The organism is Streptomyces cinnamoneus (assembly GCF_014650495.1).
Classification (GTDB): Bacteria; Actinomycetota; Actinomycetes; order Streptomycetales; family Streptomycetaceae; genus Streptomyces; species Streptomyces cinnamoneus.
Genome location: NZ_BMVB01000026.1, coordinates 1 through 20951 on the forward strand (window position 1 = coordinate 1; position 20951 = coordinate 20951).

The window sequence follows — 20951 nt, forward strand, 5'->3', positions numbered from 1 at the left end:
AGCTCCCCAGCCCTCATACAGCCAGCGAACTACCGCCCACCCACCACGACAAGGGCCACCTAACAAAGCACTACTAGGACGTGTCCGACCGGACGAGGCGTCGTTGATCCGGTCACCAGGCCGCGATGATGAGCGGCCCATATGACAGGAGTGCAGCGATGCTCTTGCCCATTGTCGGTCAGCTCTTGGGCTTGGTCGTGGCAGGGCTCCACGCCTTCGTCGGAGGCGTGATCAGCCACGTGACCGGCCTGCTCTGAGAGCAGTGCACTGCCCGTGGCGTCGGGCCGGGGAAGCCTCGGGGTCTTCCTCGGCCCGTACCGACCGGAACGACCAGCGCTGCCCAGCCGTCACGCGACCCATCGGGCAGGCGCCGGCAACCCGGCGGGCACCTACGGGTGGTAGAGGGCCTGCGCTCGCGTCGCGTCGAGAGGTGCGTCCTCCGCGAGACGCAGGAAGTACCTCACCTGCCACGCCTGCGTGCCGCCCGCCTGACGGCTGGTCGTGGTCACCCACGGCGGGTACACGCGGAACCCCCGCTTCCCGCCGGTGCCGTTCCGGGACACGATGCCGCGCTCGCACAGCACGTCCCGCGGGAACACGAACTGTCCGAACTGCCCGCTGTCACGGCTGCTGACGACGAAGAGGTCCACCCCGTCATCGGCGTCGAACGGCCGGATCGGACCCTCCGCGGACCGCTGCCACACGGTGACGAACTGGCCGGCCTTCGTCGGGGTGGTCTTGGCCACGCGGAACCTGACCGTCAGCCCGTCGAGCGTGAACCCGTGAGCCGCGTACTCGGCGCTCTCCGGTTCCGGCACCGGCTGTGAGCAGGCAAAGCCGCTCGGGTCGTACACCAGCGTCTTCGCGGCCAGCAGGTCAGCGTGAAGCCCTGCCCACGGGTGGTTCGTCGCCATCCCGACATCCTGCCATTGCGCCCGCCGGACGCCTGAATCGAATGTGTTGGCCGGGCGTTGTCAGACCCCTTCGTTACGGTGCGGCCATGGCGAACTTCGTACTGGTTGCGGACGCGTGGCTCGGCCGGCCCGCGTGGCCTTTGCCGACTCCAACGTTCCGGTCGATGGCGAGTCGTTCGTCTCCACCTGGTGGGAGGGCCCGGCGAAGCTGGAAGCCGCCCTCGCCGGGAACGGCGGCTTCTGGGCACTGCTGACCGAGGCCGGCTACAGAGGTCAGGGCTTCACCGGTGAGCAGATCGCCCGGATCGTGGGCGGCGCGACGCCGCACCCCGATCCTCCTCGACGCAGCCGGGCAGTGATCGCGAGGCCGTCCGCGCCGATCACCGCGGGGCCGTTCGCGCCGATCGGGATGCCCCCCCCGATCGGCGCGTCGCGGACCACAGGCGGCGGTATCAGCCGAGGTGCCGGGCGAAGAACCGTAGCGTGCTGTCCAACTCGAATGCCGGGATGTCTCCGTGTTTTCCGGGGTTGGCGTGCAGCGTCTTCTCGGCCGAGGCCAAGGCGTCGAACAGCGCCAGACTCTGGGCCCGCGGCACCCGCTCATCGTCCCACTGCACCAGGAACTCCACCGGGATGGTGATCCGCGTGGCGGCCTCGGCCGATGCCGATGCCGACGCGGATGCCGATGCCGATGCCGACGCGGATGCCGACGCCGATGCCGACGCGGATGCCGACGCTCCGCCCAAGCCCAGTACCGCCGCGCGGACGCGAGGCTCGGCGGCGACGAACGGAACGCCGAGTCCGCAACCCAACGAGACCCCCCAATAGCCCACCGGGCCGGCGCCGACGTGGTCGAGTTCCTGGACCGCGTCCAGGACCGCCTGCCATTCCGGGACGGTCCGGCGGGCCACGAGCGCCTGAAAACCAGCGATCAGCGGGGCCAGTTCCTCTCCGGCGTTCACGCGAGCCTGGTTCTCGGTCGCGAGCCGGTCGTACTCCTCTTCCTTCGGCCGGTCGCCATGGCCGGGCACGTCGACCGCCGCCACTGCGAAACCGCACTCGGCCACGAAACGGCAGGCACGGGCCACGATGTCAGGGGCCTTCTTGTGCTGGCCGCCACCGTGTCCCATCAGGATCAGGGGACGCGTACCGGTGGCGCCTTCCGGCGTCCACAGCACGCCGGGAATCTCACCGAGGGTGAAGAGCTGTTCAAAGACGCCGTCGGACGACGTTTCAGAGGTGAAGCGCATAGCGTTTCGAGCCTTTCGGGATGCCTTCTGCGGGCACTCCCTAGGCCATGCGATGAAGGGAGCCCCGACCTGTCACAGCGTTGATCGGTCTCACCTCCTCGGTTCGCAGTAGCGCACAGCGGCGCCGAACGTATCACGTAGCGCTCAGCGCTTCCTTCCCTTAAGGAACTTGTCCCTCCCCGCCCGGCTCGCGGCTCTCACCGCCGCCGCCCGGTCCCGGACATCCACCGACGGCGGCCGGGACGTCGCCTCATGGTCGCCGTGGCAGGCGCGGCACAGGCCGCCCGAGAGGGCCTCCGGCCGCCCCGGCGTACGGCAGGACGTGCACTCCATCAGACGGCTGCCCATCGGCATCACCCGTTCCGGTGGCATCTTCACCGTCAGCCGTGTGCGTGTGAGCGCCGCCGGCGAGTGGACGTCGGGCGGCAGCCCCGCCGTGAGCGTCCGGATGAGCTCCGCTCTGGACGTGCCCCGGCTCAGCCACTTCGCCGCCAGCGGCTCCAGCTCCGCGCAGTCCGCCGCCGACAGCGCCAGGCGGGCGTCCGCCCGGCCCAGCGCCGCCAGTGCGTCGTACGCCTCCGAGCGGGCGGGTGGCGACGCCGCCGCCTCCTGCTCCGGCGTGACGTCGCCGGTCAGGAAGCGGTTCCACCATGCGTCGTCGCGTGCCGTCCGTGAGAAGTACGTGCGGAACACCCACTGCGTACGGTCCTTGCTGACCCGTTCGCGCACGCGCCGCAGGTGCCCGGCCTGCGACAGGGCGTTCAGCGCCGTGCCGAGGGCCTGCTGGCCGTAGGGCAGCTCCTTGGCCAGCGTCTTCACGTCCATGGCCGCGCCCTCGGGGAGGCGGTCGAGGTGCGAGGCGATGTACGCCTCGCGGGCGGGCAGATGCGCGAACGCCTCGCGGGTGCGGGGTGCCTGGCCGGGTGCGGTTCGCTTTCCGTAGCCCGGTGCGGCCATGGGCGGGGCGGGGCTAATGTTGGCTTCAGCCACTGGATCGCTTTCTAGGTGCTCGATCTTGGTGGTCAGACCCCCGTTTCGGTGTTGGCGCACCGGCGGGGGTTGCTTGTTGCTGCGCACGCTAGCGCGTCATCGCGCGCCGCGGCGACTCGGTTGCGGAAAGTCATCCATGTGTGCTCACGGGCGAGTTGGGAGGGTGGGTGGGTTCAGGCCCACCACCCATTCCTTAGAGAGGTCGCTCGACCCTCGACCCCCGAAGCTCGGCCGTGAAGGCGGCCCAGGTGACGGGCGGGATTGTTATTCGGGTGTCGCCCCCGAGCTTCGAGTCCCGGACGTGCACCTCCCCGTGGTGTCTGGCTATTTCGACGCAGTTGCCCACGGAGTCGTCGCTGTAACTGGACTTGAACCAGTCGAGCTTGCCGCTCATAGCTCGGTCATAACCTTTCGGATGAACACGTGAGAATCCCCGGTGCTCAGGGCTTGCCTGGAGATCACGTCGAGGCCCTTCGTGAGATTGCTGACCGTTTCGGTGTCGCTGTACAGCACGCGTGTGCTGTGAGCCTCGACGTAGGCGTAGTGCTGGTGCTGGGCGGTCTCCATCAAGGTCAGTGAGCCGTTGAGGTGGTTGGTCGCGTACCAGTCGACAGGAAGGACGTGGAGGGAGACGTTACGAAGCTCGGCTGTCGCAAGCAGGTGGGCCAGTTGCTCCTTCATGACGGCCGCACCACCGACTCCGCTGCGTAGAGCCCCCTCGTAGATCACGTATGTGAACAGCGGCGCCGGCCTATGGGTCAGTTTCTCCTGGCGATTCAAACGAACCGCCACGCGCTCATCGAGTGTCTCGTCGTCGGGTGGCGGCCAATGACCCCGCATGAGAACTCGTGCGTACGCCTCGGTCTGAAGGAGGCCCGGGACGAGCAGGGGCTCGTACGAGGAGACGGCGATGGCCTCGGCCTCGATCGCCATGAACTCACGGTGATGGGAGGGTTCTTTTTCGGGCTGAAGGTAGTCGCGAGCCGCAACCAACAACCCCTTCGCCCCGCACATCTCGTCCGCGACTTCGAGCAGCCGCACGCTCGGTCGGCGCCGTCCCTGCTCCATCGACTTCACGGACTCGTACTCGTACCCCGCTTCCTTGCCCAGCTCCTCGCGGGTCACGCCCGCCAGCGTGCGCCACAACTTGATCTGGTTGCCGCAGTACCGCCAGGCCATCGGCGGCTGTGAGCTCTCGGTCGCCACCGTGCTGCCCCCTCCCCGGGCGCCGCGTCTGGGACGGCAGCGCCCTGTACCCACGTCGATACTGCCGATTCTGGCCCGTGGCCAGCACTGTTTGGGCCTTGAACGCCGAAACTCCCCGCTCCCGAGCGACGCCCGTGCCCCAAGGACACCGATGACTGCCGTGCGACTCGACACACCGCCCTCGTACGTCTGGTGGCGCTTCACCCGTCACCCCCGCAACGTGGCTCTCTCCCGCCGATTGCTGCGCGAACAGGCGCGCGCATGGGAGGCGGTCGACGACGAGCTCGTCGAGACCGCCGTGCTGCTCCTCAGTGAGCTGATGACGAACGCGTGCAAGCACGCACGCATGTCGCCCGGCCGTGAGATCCACGCCCTGTGCATCGTGACCGACGGAACGCTGCGCATCGAGGTCTCGGACGCGGGCGACGGCATTCCCCGGCGCTGCCGCGCGTCGGCCGAGGACGAGGCCGGCCGCGGCCTGAGGCTCGTAGCCGCCCTCGCGGACCGGTGGGGCTTCTGTCCCCGCCCGCACGGCATCGGCAAGACGGTCTGGTGCGAGCTCAGCTGCGCCGCTCAGGAGCGCGCTCGCCGGTCGCCGCTGAAGTAGTAGGTGAGGCCGCCGGCGATGGCGATGCTCGCCAGCCATCCCAGGGCGATATTGAAAACGACCCAGGCGAACAGGAACTTTCCCCAGGGGTCGGTCGGGGTGGGCAGCCAGTAGTTGATCTGGCGGAGGTTGAGGACCGGTGTGAGGATCTCGAAGGCGTAGACCGGTGGGACGAAGCACGGATAGTTTCCGTCACACTTGTCCGACAATGCCTTGCCCTCCGCCAAGGAGCGGCTCGTCGGATGCATCACTCCGGTGTTGTTGGCGATGTAGAACAAGACGATGTTGGTGAGCCCGATCACCAGGAGTGTCAGCAATGGGCGGTGGAACTGGTACCCGTAGCGAACGGTCCATCCGATGAAGACATCCCACGACTTGGCTGCCCAAATGCCGGGCGTAAGCTTCTTTCCTCGGCGTGCCTTCCCCCATTCGCCGCGCTTGCGCCGGTCCCTGTGGTTGGCCATCGTGATGTGCATCGCTCGGTCGGTCTGCCCGCCCTGCAGGTGTACCAACGCCAACTGCTGGTAGGGCTGCGCCGAGTACGTCGGGGTGTTCTCCAGCCATGTCTCCCGGTTATCGGCGGTCATTTCGCTGACAAGCGACTCGTAGGTGAACCCGGTCAGTTCATGTTTTCTGCCGTCGTTCGTAGGCCAGCTTTCCCTGTCGTCTTTGAAGATCCTCACTGATGCGAAGGAGAGGTCCACCGTCCCGGCGTCGAGTTCTACCGACTTCCAGAGGAACGACCCTCCGACCTGCAGCTCTGTGCCCAGGAACGCAGTGCCGTTGGCCGCATAGAACGTTCCTCTCTGGCAGTCGAGGTCACGGGTGATGCGGGTTCCCTCCAGCTTGACCGTGCCCGCCGCACTGAACCCTTCACTCAGCTTGACGTCGCCCTCGCACACCATGCCGCTGACGTCGAGAGCCATCCCGCCGATGTTCTTGAACGTGCCGCCTGCGCAGTCGAGCTGGCGGCCGACCGTGGCTCTCGCGAACCGGACCTCGCCGACGGCGCTGAACCGCTTGTCGAGGAAGACGCTGCCCTGCGTCGTCATGCCGTCGGCGTTCAGCGCGCACCCGGCTTCGTTCTCGAACGTTCCGCCAGTGCAGTTCAGCTCGCGCTTGGCCTCGGCGCCGGTCAGGCGGACTTCTCCAGCGGCGGTGAACCCGTCGTCGAGATAGACCTCTCCTCTGCACACCAGAAGCGCGGCGTTCAGCGCGTACTTCCCGCCGTCGCGATTGAAGGTTCCCCCCGTGCAGTTGAGCTGTGACTGGATCTCCGCTCCGACCAGGCAGACTTCGCCACTGATCTGCGTTTCGTTCAGGTACACCTCACCGGCTTCGATCCTCTCGGCGTGGAGAGCCCGCCCGCCTGATCTTTCGAGGGTCGCATTGCTGAAGCGGATCTTGTTCTCTACTCGTGCGGCGACCATCTGTACCTCGCCACGAGCCGTGAATCCTTCGTCGAGGATGATGTTTTCGGTGACGTGGATGCCTTCCGCCTGCAATGCCGGCGTACTCTGGGCGGTCAACGAGGCACCCGACCCGCGGAGTGCTTTGAGGCGTGCCCACCTGAGGCACACTTCGCCGTGGGCCTTGAAATCGTTCTCCCAGATCAGGTCGCCGTCCACGGTGAGATGCGTCCCGTCCAGGCACTGTCCCTGCGGGTTGTGCAGCGTCGATCTGCGGAAGTCCAGGTTGCCCGAGATGTGGGCAGAGGTCAGTGAGACGACGCCTGTGGCTTTGAGGCCGTCGAAGTGGACGGAATCCTTGATAGTCATGCCCGTGCAGTCGATTGCGGAGCCTTTGGGGTTCTCGAACGTGCTCCCGGTACAGCGGAGGTCGCCGTGAAGGTGGGTTTCCACGAACGTCGCCTCACCCTGCACGGTGACGGCGCAAAGCTCCAGGTCGCCGGGGCTGAACATCCGGTCGGCCGCGAACGAGGGAAGCCGGCAGCCGGTCAGCCGGATCGACTGCTTGGCGTGGGCGTTCCTGAGGTCCAGGCCGCATTCGAAGATGCAGTCGGTCAGGAGGATCCGGCAGGGGATGTCGGCATCCACCAGGTCGATCTGGCCTGTGATCGTCAGGCCCTTGATGTGGACGGTGTCCTTGCCGTGCATCCCCCGCGGGGTGCTGGGGTCCTTGCCCAGGCAGAGCTCCCGGATCAGCGGTCCCCGCACCCGGGGGTGTCGCCCCCGCTCCTGTGGCGGCCCGTCCCCGCTGAAGTCGGCTACCGCCCCTTCCTTGATCGAGTCGACCACGTGGACCTCGACGACGCCCTCTGGGCGGATCGACTCAGTCGGCCTCTTCGGCCGGCAAGAAAGGGGCATAACGGCCATCGTGGGCCAGGCCCTTGCGCTGTGCTACGCCGGGACCGCCAGATGGCGCAGCGACGGACTGTATCTGTTCAGAGGAGGCGAACCGCGATTCAGCCTTCGATCAGACCGCGTAGATCGATCTCGACCGGGAACGGGACATCCGTCTTGAGTGTGCCCGTATGGGTGGGGCGGTCGGGGCTGGGGGCGTAGACGCCGGCTTCCGGGTGCAGCCAGAACTCGTGCACCACCGGAACGTCGTCCTCGCCTCGTTCGACGCGCCAGAAGTAACTGATGCCGGCGTCGGCGTACATCCCTGGCTTGCGGAATCGGTCGTCGGTGCGCGAGCCCTTGGACACGACCTCGACAGCGAGGAGCACGCGCTGGACGGGGACGCATTCGATGCTCCGCCGGTCGAGATCGCGTGTGTCGAAGACGATGACGTCGGGCTTCGCCGGATTGGCCTCGTCGACGAGGACGCAGCGTTCCGAGTTGACCCGGTAGGGGGGCCGGTTGGCCAGCCGCAGGGCGACCAGCAGCCCGTCGCGCACATCGTCGTGCCACTGATTCGCCATGCCGCGTACCACGATCGCCCCATCCACCAGTTCCCAGTCGAACGGCAGGACCAGTTCCTTCACCTGGTCGTACGTCCAGCCGTCGGCCGGCGGGTACATCCAGTTCTCCGGCGTGGCCCGCTCCGGTTGCTGATACCTGGCTTCTGCGGCCATCACTGCTCCCATGGACCGGATCGTGTGCGAGGTCGTGGACAGGTTTCTCGCACTCGACGGTAGCGCCACCCGGCCGGGTGAGGGCGGACCGTTTTTCCGGTGCGCCCCCGGACTTGCACCTCACGCCGCGTGAGCCCCCACCGTGGAGCGTGCACACAGAAGGGAGCGGGGACGTGAGTCACTCCGTGGGACAGGTGGCGGCGATCGCCGGGGTCACCGTGCGGACGCTGCACCACTACGACGAGATCGGTCTGCTCGTGCCGTCCGGGCGCAGCCGTGCCGGGCACCGGCGGTACGAGGACGTGGACCTCGACCGGCTGCAGCAGATCCTGTTCTACCGGGAGCTCGGGTTTCCGCTCGACGAGGTGGCGGTCCTGCTGGACGATCCCGGCGTCGATCCGATGGCGCACCTGCGGCGGCAGCACGAGCTGCTGGCGGAGCGGATCGGTCGGCTCCAGCGCATGGCCGCCGCCGTCGAGCACGCCATGGAGGCACGCAAGATGGGCATTTCTCTCACGCCCGAGGAGAAGTTCGAGGTCTTCGGGGACTTCGACCCCGACGCGCACGCGGCGGAGGCGGAGCGGCGATGGGGCGGCACCGGCGCCTACGAGGAGTCGGTGCGCCGGACGTCCTCGTACACCAAGGAGGACTGGCTGCGGATCAAGGAGCAGGCCGACGGGCTGAACGCGCGGATCGCCGCGCTCATGGAGTCGGGGGTGGCCGCGGAGTCCGAGGAGGCCATGGATCTCGCCGAGGAGCACCGGCGGCAGATTCTGGAGCACTACTACGCCTGCTCGTACGAGATGCACACCGCGCTCGGCGAGATGTACGTGGCGGACGAGCGCTTCACCGCCACGTACGAGGCCGTCCGGCCCGGTATGGCCCCGTACCTGCGGGACGCGATCCTCGCGAACGCCGTCCGCAACAGCTGACCGGGGCGACCGCGTGGTGATCGCCCCGGCGCGGCGTCACGCCTGCGGGGCGATCACCACTGCCGTGCCGTACGCGCAGACCTCGGTGCCGACGTCGGCCGCCTCCGTGACGTCGAAGCGGAACATGAGGACGGCGTTGGCGCCGCGCGCCTTGGCCTGCTGGATGAGGCGCTCCATGGCCTGGTTGCGGGTCTCGACCAGCGTCTTGGTCAGGCCCTTGAGCTCGCCGCCGACCAGGGACTTCAGGCCCGCACCGATCTGGCTGCCGATGTGGCGCGAGCGTACGGTGAGGCCGAAGACCTCGCCGATCACGCGCTCCACCCGGTATCCGGGAACATCGTTGGTCGTGACCACGAGCACATCGGACTTTTCGTGCTGACCGCCGCCGAACTCCTCGATGCCCATCGCATCCACCTCCGTCTGTGCAGTTTTGCCGGTTGTTGTCCGTGACGCACCCCAGGGCGGTGGGGTTGCGCCGTTCGAGTACATGATCATCTACGGTCCGTGCGGGACGGTGGGTGCCCGCATGGAACCCGGCGGGCCGCGGTGGCGTTGATAGCTTGGGGCGGCACATCACCTCCTCCCCGCCTGTGCCCGGGCCTCGCAACGAGCCTGCGCCCTCGACCCAGGAGCCTGTCACCCGTGACCCCCACCACTCTCGCGCTCGGCCCCCAGTGGCTGAACTCGGACTACCTGATCGGCCAGTTCGGCCTGTGGGGCGTCCTGGCCATCGTCTTCGCCGAGTCGGGCCTGCTCATCGGCTTCTTCCTGCCGGGTGACTCGCTGCTGTTCACGACCGGTCTGCTGGTCACCACGGGCAGCCTGGACCACCCGCTGTGGGCGGTGTGCGGGCTGGTGATCCTCGCGGCGGTCCTCGGCGACCAGGCCGGCTACCTCTTCGGACGGAAGGTGGGTCCCGCCCTCTTCCGGCGTCCGGACTCCCGGCTGTTCAAGCAGGAGAACGTCGAGAAGGCGCACGAGTTCTTCGAGAAGTACGGCCCGAAATCGCTGGTTCTGGCTCGTTTCGTTCCGGTGATCCGTACGTTCACGCCGATCATCGCCGGCGTGAGCGGGATGAACTACCGCTCGTTCCTCACGTTCAACATCATCGGCGGTGCCCTGTGGGGCGGCGGCGTGACGCTGCTGGGCGCGTCGCTCGGCAAGGTCGAGTTCGTCCACAAGAACATCGAGGCGATGCTCGTCGCGATCGTGCTGATCTCGGTCGTGCCGATCGCCATCGAGTTCCTGCGGGCCCGTTCCAAGGCCAAGAAGGCCGGCCCGGAGACCGAGGTCGACGACGAGGCCGGTCCGGAAGCCGGTGCCGCGGGTCCGGCGGCCCCGCAGGCCCCCTTCACCCCGCACGCTCCGTTCACCCCGCAGGCCCCGTCCGCTCCTCGCCCCGGTGGCCAGAACGGTTACGGCCAGGGCGGTCATGGCGGCCAGGGCGGTTACGGCCAGGACCAGGGTCAGGACCGGGGTCAGGGCGGTCACGGGGGGTACGGAAACCAGGGCGGCTTCGGCAACCAGGGTGGCTACGCCGGAGCCGGTGGCTACGCGGGCCAGGCCGGTTACCACGGCAACCAGGGTGGCTACGGCAACCAGGGCGGCGGCTACGCGGGCCAGGGCGGCTACGGCAACCAGGCCGGTTACGGCGGCGGCTACGGCCAGCAGCAGGGCCAGTACCAGGGTCAGGGGCAGCAGCCGGGCCAGTACCAGGGCCAGTACCAAGGTCAGGGTCAGTACCAGGGGCAGCAGCACCAGCAAGGCCACCACCAGGGTCAGTACCAGGGCCAGCAGCAGGGCCAGCAGCAAGGTCAGTACCAGGCCCCAGGCCAGTACCAGCCCCAGGGCGGCTACGACGGCGCCTACGGCCAGGACGGCTACGGCCAGGACGGCTACGACGAGGGTGGCTACGGCGACGGCGGCTACGGCCACCGCGGCTACGACGACGGGCAGCACGGCCACGGCGGCCACGCACGGCGCTGACGCCCCACCGCATTCCCGGTATTCACCGCATCAACGGCCTTAACGGCACACGGGAGAGCCGTTAAGGAGCCCGACGCTCCGCATTTCCCGCCCCCAGTGCGCGGGCCCCTCGCCCGGCAGGCATCCTGGCCGTACCAGGAGGGCGCACCGAGGAGTACGTGGTGGTGGAACGGCAGCGGGGCAGCGGAACAGCGAGTCCGGGCGGCGACCCGGACCCCGACCCGCCCTCCGAGGACCGCAAGCCGCACTCCGACGAGGCGCACAGCGCCTTCACTCCGCCCCTGGGGGTTCCCCTGCCGCCCCCGCCCGAGGGGGAGCACCCCACCTCCGAGTTCGCCCTGCCCTCCGGCGTGACCGCCGAGCCGGAGGAAGCGCCCGAGGGGTCGGCCTTCACGCCGCCCGGCGGCGCCTCCTACCCTGCCTTCACCCCGCCGTACGGCATACCCAAGGTCAGCCTCGTCAAGGAGGCCGCCCCCTGGCAGGACCGCATGCGCACCATGCTGCGCATGCCGGTCGGCGAGCGGCCGGTGCCCGAGCGCCTGGAGAAGCAGGAGGAGGAGGCCGGGCCGGCCGTACCGCGCGTCCTGGACCTGACGCTGCGCATCGGCGAGCTGCTGCTTGCGGGCGGCGAGGGGGCCGAGGACGTCGAGGCCGCCATGTTCGGCGTCGCGCACGCCTACGGGCTCGCCCGTTGCGAGCCGACCGTCACGTTCACGCTGCTGACCGTCAGCTACCAGCCGTCCCTCGTCGACGATCCGGTCACCGCCAACCGCACCGTGCGGCGGCGCGGCACCGACTACACCCGGCTCAACGCCGTCTACCGGCTCGTCCACGACATCGCCACCCAGGGCCTGACCCTGGAGGAGGCGTACCGCCGGCTGGCCGAGATACGGCGCAACCGCCACCCCTACCCCGGCTGGGGGCTCACGGCCGCGTCAGGGCTGCTCGCCGGCGCGGCGAGCATGCTCGTGGGCGGCGGTCTCGTCGTCTTCCTCGCGGCGGCCGTCGGGGCGATGCTCGGCGACCGGCTGGCGTGGCTGGCGGCGGGGCGCGGGCTGCCGGAGTTCTACCAGTTCGTGGCCGCGGCCCTGCCGCCCGCGGCGATGGGCGTCGCGCTCAGCGCCACCCCCGCGCACGTCCAGGCGTCGGCGGTGATCACCGGTGGGCTCTTCGCGCTGATCCCCGGACGGGCCCTCGTGGCGGGCGTGCAGGACGGTCTGACCGGCTTCTACATCACGGCGGCGGCCCGGCTGCTGGAGGTCGGCTACCTCATCGTCGGGATCGTCTGCGGCGTGCTCGTCGTCCTCTACGGCGGCGTCCACATCGGCGGCAGGACGCTCAACCCGGAGGCGGCGCTGCAGCACCGGGAGCGGCCCGTCATCCAGATCGTCGCGGCCATGCTGCTGGCCTTCGCCTTCGCGGTGCTGCTGCAGCAGGAACGTCACACCGTATGGGTGGCCACGCTCAACGGCGGGGTCGCCTGGGTGGTCTACGGGGCGCTCGCCGACACGATGCGGGTCGATCCGGTGCCCGCCACGGCCGTCGCCGCGGGGCTCGTGGGCCTCTTCGGGCAGCTGCTCGCGCGCTACCACCACACGTCGGCGCTGCCGTACGTCACGGCGGCGATCGGGCCGCTGCTGCCCGGTAGTGCGGTCTACTTCGCGCTGCTGAACTTCGCCAAGAACGAGCTGAGCACCGGCATCTCCAGTCTCACCAAGGCGGCGGCCCTGGCGCTGGCGATCGCCATCGGAGTGAATCTCGGGTCCGAGATGTCCCGGATGTTCCTCACGGTGCCCGGCGCGGCGGCGCGCCGGGCAGCGAAGCGGACGCGCGGCTTCTAGCCGCGCGTCCGGGTGAGCGGCAGGGCTCAGTGGTGCGAGCCGCCCGCGGCCTCCAGGCGCTTGTACGACGCCTCGATCTCGGCCTCGGCCTCGGCACGGCCGACCCAGTCGGCACCCTCGACGGACTTGCCCGGCTCCAGGTCCTTGTAGACCTCGAAGAAGTGCTGGATCTCCAGGCGGTCGAACTCCGACACGTGGTGGATGTCGCGCAGGTGCTCGACGCGGGGGTCGTTCGCCGGGACGCACAGCAGCTTGTCGTCGCCGCCGGCCTCGTCCGTCATGCGGAACATGCCGATGGCGCGGCACTTGATGAGGCAGCCGGGGAAGGTCGGCTCGTCCAGGATGACCATGGCGTCCAGCGGGTCACCGTCCTCGCCGAGGGTGTTCTCGACGAAGCCGTAGTCGGCCGGGTAGCTGGTCGAGGTGAAGAGACGGCGGTCCAGACGGATGCGACCGGTCTCGTGGTCCACCTCGTACTTGTTCCGCGAACCCTTCGGGATCTCGATGGTGACGTCGAACTCCACGGGTGGCTCCTTCATGATCAACACATACGTCTGGTGGTTAAGTGTCCCCCACGCAGGTGTGTGGTGGCGAAAGGGGCTGGTCCGTGGTGCCGGAGTCCGGACGCTGGCAGGTCAGGTGGTGGCAGGACGTTCCCCCCGCGCAGCGCCGTACCGTGCGGTTCGTCGCCGCGTCCGCCGTGGCCGGCTTCGTGGTCGCGACCGGAGCCGTGACGGCCGCCGGCCCCTGGGACGGAGGTCAGCGTACGGCCGAACGGGCCGTCGCCGCTGCCGCGGCACAAGCCGGTGACGAGGGCCGTCCCGGCGCCGCCGGCCGGGCGCCGGCCGCCGCCCCGCCCGTGCTGGGCGCGCTGCGTGCCGGCCGTCCCGGCACCCGCGAGGGCCTCACCGCGGCGCTGGAACCGCTCCTGCAGGACCCGGCGCTCGGGCCGGACCGCTCGGCGTCCGTCGTCGACGTGGCCACGGGAGAGCCGCTCCACGGCTCTGCGCAGGACGTCCCGTACACCCCCGCCTCCACCATCAAGGCGGCCACGGCGGCCGCGGCCCTGGCCGCGCTGGGGCCGGAGCACCGCATCGAGACGACGGTGGTCCGTTCCGGGGACGGCATCGTGCTGGTCGGCGGCGGCGACCCGACGCTCACCGCCCGCCCGGCGGCGGGCGGCGGGCCGCGCTCCGCGAGCCTGACGGAGCTGGCGGACGCCACCGCGCGCGCCCTGAAGACGGCCGGGGCCCGGCGGACCCGCCTCGCCTACGACGCCTCGCGCTACACCGGCCCCGCACAGCACGTGATCGGGCCGAACGAGAACATCGCGCCCGTCAGCGCCCTCATGGTCGACGAGGGGCGGCTGGACGACTCGGACCGCGGGCCCGCGGACCGCAGCGCCGAGCCGGCCGCCGACGCGGCGCGCAGGTTCGCCGCGCTGCTGCAGGAACGCGGCGTGGAGGTCGAGGGCGAGCCGTCCGAGGGCCGGGCGGCGCCCGGCGCCGCCCGCCTCGCCGCGGTCTCCTCCGCGCCGCTGGCCGACCTCGTCGAACGGGCGCTCACCAACAGCGACAACGACATCGCGGAGGCGCTGGCGCGGCAGACCGCCCTCGCCTCCGGGCAGCCGGCGAGCTTCGAGGGCGCGGGCAAGGCCGTGACGGACCGGCTGTCGGCGCTGGGGCTGCCGATGGCCGGGGTGCGCATCGCCGACGGCAGCGGCCTGGACCGCGCCGACCAGGCCACGGCGGAGTTCCTCGCCCGGCTGCTGGCCCGTACGGCCGATCCGGCCACGCCGCGGCTGCGCCCGGTGCTGACCGGGCTGCCGGTGGCCGGCTTCACCGGCACGCTGCGCCAGCGCTACCCGCGCGAGACGGTGGGCCGGGCGACGGTCCGCGCCAAGACGGGCACGCTGACCGGCGTGAACACCCTCGCCGGGACGGCCGTGACGCCGTCCGGGCGGCTGCTGGCGTTCGCGTTCATGGCATCGGGCACCTCCTCGCCGGACGGTGCCCAGCAGGCCCTGGACCGCCTCGCCTCGGCGGTCGCGGCGACGACCGACTGAGCCCTGCCGGGCCCGCTCCCGGGCCCCGCAACCCCTCTCCCCAAGCGCCGCGCAGCACGTACGGTGAAGTCATGACGAGCGTCGGTGGTGCGGAGATGGTCGACTGGAAGCTCGCGGTGGCGACCGCGACCCGGCTCGTACGGCCGGGGCCGGAGGTCAGCCGGGACGAGGCGCGCGAGGTGGTCGCGGAGCTGCGACGGCACGCGCGCTCGTCGGAGGAGCACGTACGGGCGTTCACGCGCATGGCGCCGCCGGCCGGGGACCCGGCCGGCGACACGCCCGTGCTGGTGGTGGACCGGGCCGGGTGGATCAAGGCGAACGTGGCGGGCTTCCGGGCGCTGCTCGGCCCGCTGCTGGCGAAGATGCAGGACCGGCGGGGGAACGCGCCCGGCGGCGCGGTGCTGGGGGCCGTGGGCGGCAAGGTGACCGGCGTGGAGCTCGGCATGCTGCTGTCGTTCCTGGCCTCCCGCGTGCTGGGGCAGTACGAGACGTTCGCGCCCGTCACCCGCGACCTGCCCGGGGCCGCCGCCGGCGGCCGGCTGCTGCTCGTCGCCCCCAACATCGTGCACGTGGAGCGGGAGCTGGAGGTCGACCCGCACGACTTCCGGCTGTGGGTGTGCCTGCACGAGGAGACGCACCGCACCCAGTTCACGGCGGTGCCCTGGCTGCGCGACCACGTCGAGGGCGAGATCCAGACCTTCCTCAGCGAGACGGAGGTCGACCCCGCCACCCTGCTGGAGCGGGTGCGGGAGGCCGTCCAGGCGCTGGCCGGAGGCAGGCCGCCGGAGGGGGAGGGCCGCAGCATCGTCGACCTGGTGCAGACGCCCGCCCAGCGCGAGGTCCTCGGACGGCTGACGGCCGTGATGTCCCTGCTGGAGGGCCATGCGGACTACGTGATGGACGGGGTCGGTCCGCAGGTCGTACCGAGCGTGGCCGAGATCCGGGAGAAGTTCCAGAAGCGTCGGGCCAGCGGTGCCGGACGGCTGGACGCGGCCCTGCGCAAGCTGCTGGGCCTGGACGCCAAGCTGCGGCAGTACCGTGATGGCGAGCGGTTCGTACGGGCGGTCGTCGACGAGGTCGGCATGGAGGGCTTCAACCGGGTCTGGACGTCGCCGAACACGCTCCCCACCAAGACCGAGATCGCCAAACCGGCGGACTGGGTCGCCCGGGTGCACGGGCGGACCGGCGGGTGAACCCGTCACTCCCCGTACCGGAAGAACGCTCCCGTAATCACCCGTCCGAGGGACCGTTTGCCAAGGGTGGGCGTGCGATGCTCGGGTAATGGCTCGTCTCTGTCACCATCGACGCACACAGCGTGACTGAGGCTCGAAGTCGAACGGCTACGGCCCTCTCCCAACGGCCCTCCGACTGGAACGATTGGACACACGGACATGGGTCCACACCCCGCGGTCGCGGCGATACGCCTGGCGGTCCGCCGCGTACTCCACGACGTCCTCACCCTGCACCCCCCCGTCTCCCCGGCGTCCGTCGCCGTGCCCGGTGCGGCGTCCTCCTCCGCGCCCGGCCGGGCGCCGCTCGTCCTCGTCGCCTGCTCCGGCGGCGCCGACTCCATGGCCCTGGCCTCCGCCCTCGCCTTCGAGGCCCCCCGGCTCGGCATCCGCGCCGGCGGCGTCACCGTCGACCACGGCCTGCAGCCGGGCTCCGACCTCCGGGCCGCCGAGGTCGTCAGCCGCCTCACCGCCTTCGACCTGGACCCCGTCGAGGCCGTCCGCGTCGACGTCGGCCGGGAGGGCGGTCCCGAAGCCGCCGCCCGCGACGCCCGCTACGCCGCGCTGGACGCCGTCGCCGAGCGCCACGGCGCCGTCGCCATCCTGCTCGGCCACACCCGCGACGACCAGGCGGAGACGGTTCTGCTGGGCCTCGCCCGCGGCTCCGGCATCCGCTCGCTCTCCGGCATGGCCACCGCCTCCGGCGTCGGCGGCCGCTACCGCCGGCCCTTCCTCGGCCTGGACCGGCAGACCGCCCGGAAGGCCTGCATGGTCCAGTCGCTGCCCGTCTGGGACGACCCGCACAACGCCGACCCGGCCTACACCCGCTCCCGGGTCCGCCACGAGGCCCTGCCCGTCCTGGAGAAGGCCCTCGGCAAGGGCGTCGTCGAGGCCCTCGCCCGCACGGCCCAGCTCTCCCGCGACGACGCCGACGCGCTCGACTCCTGGGCCGCCGCCGTCGAGACGTCCGTCCGGGACGACTCCGGCGACCTCGAGGTCGCGAAGCTCTACGCCCTGCCGCCCGCGGTCCGCCGCCGCGTGCTGCGCCGCGCGGCCATCGCAGCGGGCTCCCCGGCCGGTTCGCTCTTCGCCCGGCACCTCGAAGAAGTCGACCGGCTGATCACCGGCTGGCGGGGCCAGGGCGCCATCAACCTCCCCGGGCGCGTCGCGGTTCGCAGGCAGGGTGGCAGACTGGTTCTCCGGCAGGGCTGATTCGAACGGGGCGAGCGCGCTCCGTAGGCCGGACGAGTCTTGAACGAGCGAGAGTGGCGCGGGTGGACGAGAAGGACATGGGCACCGACCTGAAGTCGGTGCTCATCACCAAGGAAGAGATCGACGCGAAGCTGGCCGAGCTGGCCGCGAAGATCGACGCGGAGTACGCGGGCAAGGACCTGCTCATCGTCGGCGTCCTCAAGGGCGCCGTGATGGTGATGGCGGACCTGGCGCGCGCGCTGTCCACCCCCGTCACCATGGACTGGATGGCCGTGTCCTCCTACGGCGCGGGCACCCAGTCCTCCGGTGTGGTGCGGATCCTCAAGGACCTCGACACCGACATCAAGGGCAAGCACGTCCTGATCGTCGAGGACATCATCGACTCCGGCCTCACCCTGTCGTGGCTGCTGTCGAACCTCGGCTCCCGCGAGCCGGCGTCGCTCAATGTCGTGACGCTGCTGCGCAAGCCGGAGGCGGCGAAGGTCGCGATCGACGTGAAGTGGGTCGGTTTCGACATTCCGAACGAGTTCGTCGTCGGTTATGGTCTCGATTTCGCGGAGAAGTACCGCAATCTGCCCTTCGTGGGCACTCTCGCCCCGCACGTCTACGGCGGCTGAGCCCGGCCCGGTCTCCGGACCGGGTCCTCGCGGGACACTCCGGCGCGCGGGAACCACACCCGGTTTCCCGCCGTTGGAGCAGGAGAGGGCGGGTTTATTGACCGTCCACGGCGGCGTCGGGTGACAATGCTGGGGTACCGTCCGAAGGTCAGTCTTTTCAAGCTTTCAACTCAACCTTTCAAGGTCGAGCAGGACACCGCACGCACAGGCACCTCATTCCGGGGTGACCGTGCCTCACTGTGGCAGGAGGGACGGGGCGCTCGCGCCCCGTATGGATGGACGTGAAGCGCTACTTCCGTGGGCCGGTCATGTGGATCGTGCTGGCCGTCCTCGCCGTGGTCGTGTTGATGCAGGTCGTCGGCTCGTCCGGCGGCTACAAGTCGGTGGACACCAGTCAGGTCGTGCATGCGATCGACAAGAACCTGGTGAAGTCGGCCGAGCTGACGACCGGCGACGAGAACAAGATCAAGGTCGAGCTGATCAACGGCCAGAAGATCAAGGGCTCCAGCAAGGTCCAGGCCAACTACATCGGCGACCAGGGCGTGGAGATCTCCAAGGATCTGCAGGCCAAGGCCGATGACGACGACCCCAAGACGCTGCCCGAGGGCTACAACGTCTCGACGTCGAAGCAGAACCCCCTGGTCGGGGTCCTGCTCTCGCTGCTGCCCTTCGTACTGATCGTCGTGGTCTTCCTGTTCCTGATGAACCAGATGCAGGGCGGCGGCTCCCGGGTCATGAACTTCGGGAAGTCCAAGGCCAAGCTGATCACCAAGGACACCCCGAAGACGACCTTCGCCGACGTGGCCGGCTCCGACGAGGCCGTCGAGGAGCTCCACGAGATCAAGGAGTTCCTCCAGGAGCCCGCGAAGTTCCAGGCCGTCGGCGCCAAGATCCCCAAGGGTGTGCTGCTCTACGGCCCGCCCGGTACGGGCAAGACGCTGCTCGCGCGCGCCGTCGCCGGCGAGGCGGGCGTGCCCTTCTACTCGATCTCCGGCTCCGACTTCGTCGAGATGTTCGTCGGTGTGGGTGCCTCCCGGGTCCGCGACCTGTTCGAGCAGGCCAAGGCCAACGCACCCGCCATCGTCTTCGTCGACGAGATCGACGCCGTCGGCCGGCACCGCGGTGCGGGCCTCGGCGGCGGCCACGACGAGCGCGAGCAGACGCTCAACCAGCTGCTCGTCGAGATGGACGGCTTCGACGTCAAGGGCGGCGTCATCCTGATCGCCGCCACCAACCGCCCGGACATCCTCGACCCGGCGCTGCTGCGCCCGGGCCGCTTCGACCGGCAGATCGCCGTCGACCGTCCGGACATGCAGGGCCGTCTGGAGATCCTCAAGGTCCACCAGAAGGGCAAGCCGGTCGCCCCGGACGTCGACCTCGCGGCCGTCGCCCGCCGGACCCCCGGCTTCACCGGTGCCGATCTGTCGAACGTGCTGAACGAGGCCGCCCTGCTGACGGCCCGCAGCGACCGCAAGCTGATCGACAACCACATGCTGGACGAGGCGATCGACCGCGTCGTGGCCGGCCCGCAGAAGCGGACCCGGATCATGAGCGACAAGGAGAAGAAGATCACCGCGTACCACGAGGGCGGACACGCCCTGGTCGCGGCGGCCTCCCCGAACTCCGACCCGGTCCACAAGATCACGATCCTGTCCCGGGGCCGTGCGCTCGGCTACACCATGGTCCTCCCCGACGAGGACAAGTACTCCACCACCCGCAACGAGATGCTCGACCAGCTGGCCTACATGCTGGGCGGCCGCGCGGCGGAGGAGCTCGTCTTCCACGACCCGACCACGGGTGCCGCGAACGACATCGAGAAGGCCACCGCCACGGCCCGCGCGATGGTCACGCAGTACGGCATGACCGAGCGCCTCGGCGCGATCAAGTTCGGCTCCGACAACTCCGAGCCCTTCCTGGGCCGCGAGATGGCGCACCAGCGGGACTACTCCGAAGAGGTCGCCGCGCTGGTCGACGAAGAGGTCAAGAAGCTCATCGAGACCGCGCACAACGAGGCGTGGGAGATCCTCGTCGAGAACCGCGACGTGCTCGACAACCTGGTTCTGGCGCTCCTGGAGAAGGAGACGCTGAACAAGGAGGAGATCGCCGAGATCTTCAAGCACATCGTGAAGCGCCCGGCCCGCCCGGCGTGGACCGGTTCCTCGCGCCGCACCCCCTCCACCCGCCCGCCGGTGCTCTCCCCCAAGGAGCTCGCCCCGGCCGGCAACAACGGCGTGAACACGGTCGACAACGTCGACCTCCCGAGGGACAGCTCCGGTACGCCGGAGAGCTGATCCCCCGCACCGTGCGATCCGGTCCCGGACGGGGCCCGGAATGGATGCCGCGTCCCCCAGGTTTTAGCCTTGGGGGCGCGGCATCGCGCATATGCGCGCGCCCGAGGGCCGCACTGGCGCGCACGTACCAGAGAACCGAGAGAACGAGGCAAGCCCATGACCGACCCGGTGACGCTGGACGCCGAGGGCACCATCGGCGAGTTCGACGAGAAGCGGGCCGAGAACGCCGTACGGGAACTTCTGATCGCGGTGGGCGAGGACCCGGACCGGGAGGGTCTCAGGGAGACCCCCGCCCGGGTGGCGCGGGCGTACAAGGAGATATTCGCCGGTCTCCGCCAGGAGCCGGTGGACGTCCTCACCACCACCTTCGACCTCGGGCACGACGAGATGGTGCTGGTCCGGGACATCGAGGTGTACAGCACCTGCGAGCACCACCTCGTGCCCTTCCACGGCGTGGCGCACGTCGGCTACATCCCGGCCACCACCGGCAAGATCACCGGTCTGTCGAAGCTGGCCCGCCTGGTGGACGTCTACGCCCGCCGGCCGCAGGTCCAGGAGCGGCTCACCACGCAGATAGCGGACTCCCTGATGGAGATCCTGGAGCCGCGCGGTGTCGTCGTGGTGATCGAGTGCGAGCACATGTGCATGTCCATGCGCGGCATCCGCAAGCCCGGCGCGAAGACGCTCACCTCGGCGGTCCGCGGCCAGCTGCGCGACCCCGCGACGCGCGCCGAGGCCATGAGCCTGATCATGGCCCGCTAGCCGGGAGCA

Annotated in this window: 19 protein-coding genes; 10 read left to right on the forward strand and 9 right to left on the reverse strand. The window is 69.9% G+C overall.

From position 1 onward, the window contains the following. Positions 1-389: 389 nt before the first annotated feature. From IE182_RS26800 to IE182_RS26820, 5 genes are all read right to left on the reverse strand, one after another. Entirely contained in the window at positions 390-914 is a 525-nt protein-coding gene (locus IE182_RS26800) for a MepB family protein (RefSeq protein ID WP_190112529.1), read from the reverse strand. Between the two features lie 452 nt (positions 915-1366). After that, a complete protein-coding gene (locus IE182_RS26805; protein ID WP_190112530.1) occupies positions 1367-2164 on the reverse strand; it encodes an alpha/beta hydrolase family protein in 798 nt (265 codons plus the stop codon). 144 nt (positions 2165-2308) lie between these two features. Continuing rightward, the gene (locus tag IE182_RS26810; RefSeq protein ID WP_308432169.1) at positions 2309-3154 is read right to left on the reverse strand and encodes a Holliday junction ATP-dependent DNA helicase RuvA; all 846 of its coding nucleotides are present in this window, start codon (positions 3152-3154) and stop codon (positions 2309-2311) included. Between the two features lie 193 nt (positions 3155-3347). Further along, positions 3348-3548, reverse strand: coding sequence for a DUF397 domain-containing protein (locus tag IE182_RS26815; RefSeq protein ID WP_190112531.1), 201 nt, complete (start codon positions 3546-3548; stop codon positions 3348-3350). Then, positions 3545-4360 (reverse strand): helix-turn-helix domain-containing protein, encoded by an 816-nt coding sequence (locus tag IE182_RS26820; RefSeq protein ID WP_229845137.1) that lies wholly within the window; start codon positions 4358-4360, stop codon positions 3545-3547. Before IE182_RS26820 ends, IE182_RS26815 begins: the two co-directional genes overlap by 4 nt. Positions 4361-4511: 151 nt before the next feature. Between IE182_RS26820 and IE182_RS26825 the strand changes: the two genes are divergently transcribed. Beyond that, the gene (locus tag IE182_RS26825; protein ID WP_190112532.1) at positions 4512-4967 is read left to right on the forward strand and encodes an ATP-binding protein; all 456 of its coding nucleotides are present in this window, start codon (positions 4512-4514) and stop codon (positions 4965-4967) included. On the opposite strand, the gene IE182_RS26830 is transcribed toward IE182_RS26825, so the two are convergent. Together IE182_RS26830 and IE182_RS26835 are read right to left on the reverse strand one after the other, a co-directional pair. Beyond that, positions 4934-7225, reverse strand: coding sequence for a hypothetical protein (locus IE182_RS26830; protein WP_190112533.1), 2292 nt, complete (start codon positions 7223-7225; stop codon positions 4934-4936). The genes IE182_RS26825 and IE182_RS26830 overlap by 34 nt on opposite strands. 167 nt (positions 7226-7392) lie before the next feature. Continuing rightward, a complete protein-coding gene (locus IE182_RS26835; RefSeq protein WP_229845138.1) occupies positions 7393-8019 on the reverse strand; it encodes a Uma2 family endonuclease in 627 nt (208 codons plus the stop codon). A 161-nt stretch (positions 8020-8180) separates the two neighbouring features. Between IE182_RS26835 and IE182_RS26840 the strand changes: the two genes are divergently transcribed. Beyond that, a complete protein-coding gene (locus IE182_RS26840; protein WP_190112534.1) occupies positions 8181-8939 on the forward strand; it encodes a MerR family transcriptional regulator in 759 nt (252 codons plus the stop codon). Positions 8940-8975: 36 nt separating this feature from the next. Here the strand turns inward: IE182_RS26840 and IE182_RS26845 are convergent, their stop codons facing one another. Beyond that, positions 8976-9344, reverse strand: a complete 369-nt coding sequence (locus IE182_RS26845) for a YbjQ family protein (RefSeq protein ID WP_190112535.1) — start codon at positions 9342-9344, stop codon at positions 8976-8978. A 237-nt stretch (positions 9345-9581) separates the two neighbouring features. Here IE182_RS26845 and IE182_RS26850 point away from each other — a divergent pair, with 237 nt between their 5' ends. Both IE182_RS26850 and IE182_RS26855 read left to right on the forward strand, forming a co-directional pair. Next, the gene (locus IE182_RS26850; protein WP_308432170.1) at positions 9582-10925 is read left to right on the forward strand and encodes a DedA family protein; all 1344 of its coding nucleotides are present in this window, start codon (positions 9582-9584) and stop codon (positions 10923-10925) included. Between the two features lie 161 nt (positions 10926-11086). Further along, positions 11087-12766, forward strand: a complete 1680-nt coding sequence (locus tag IE182_RS26855) for a threonine/serine exporter family protein (RefSeq protein WP_373303622.1) — start codon at positions 11087-11089, stop codon at positions 12764-12766. A gap of 26 nt (positions 12767-12792) precedes the next feature. On the opposite strand, the gene IE182_RS26860 is transcribed toward IE182_RS26855, so the two are convergent. Continuing rightward, positions 12793-13290 (reverse strand): inorganic diphosphatase, encoded by a 498-nt coding sequence (locus IE182_RS26860; RefSeq protein ID WP_071962293.1) that lies wholly within the window; start codon positions 13288-13290, stop codon positions 12793-12795. Positions 13291-13373: 83 nt separating this feature from the next. Between IE182_RS26860 and dacB the strand changes: the two genes are divergently transcribed. From dacB to folE, 6 genes are all read left to right on the forward strand, one after another. Then, positions 13374-14831: a D-alanyl-D-alanine carboxypeptidase/D-alanyl-D-alanine endopeptidase gene (gene dacB, locus IE182_RS26865; RefSeq protein ID WP_229845140.1), complete on the forward strand. Its 1458-nt coding sequence runs from the start codon at positions 13374-13376 to the stop codon at positions 14829-14831. Positions 14832-14902: 71 nt separating this feature from the next. Then, complete coding sequence (locus IE182_RS26870; RefSeq protein ID WP_190112538.1) at positions 14903-16024, forward strand: Rv3626c family coenzyme F420 biosynthesis-associated protein; 1122 nt, start codon at positions 14903-14905, stop codon at positions 16022-16024. Between the two features lie 198 nt (positions 16025-16222). Continuing rightward, complete coding sequence (tilS, locus tag IE182_RS26875) at positions 16223-17272, forward strand: tRNA lysidine(34) synthetase TilS (protein ID WP_190112539.1); 1050 nt, start codon at positions 16223-16225, stop codon at positions 17270-17272. A 77-nt stretch (positions 17273-17349) separates the two neighbouring features. Continuing rightward, a complete protein-coding gene (gene hpt / locus IE182_RS26880) occupies positions 17350-17889 on the forward strand; it encodes a hypoxanthine phosphoribosyltransferase (protein WP_185942466.1) in 540 nt (179 codons plus the stop codon). A 275-nt stretch (positions 17890-18164) separates the two neighbouring features. Continuing rightward, on the forward strand, positions 18165-20180 hold the full coding sequence (gene ftsH, locus IE182_RS26885; protein WP_190112594.1) for an ATP-dependent zinc metalloprotease FtsH: 2016 nt from the start codon (positions 18165-18167) through the stop codon (positions 20178-20180). Positions 20181-20336: 156 nt separating this feature from the next. Then, positions 20337-20942 carry a GTP cyclohydrolase I FolE gene (gene folE / locus IE182_RS26890; protein WP_190112540.1) on the forward strand — a complete coding sequence of 202 codons (606 nt, stop codon included), beginning with the start codon at positions 20337-20339 and terminating at the stop codon, positions 20940-20942. Positions 20943-20951: the final 9 nt, after the last annotated feature.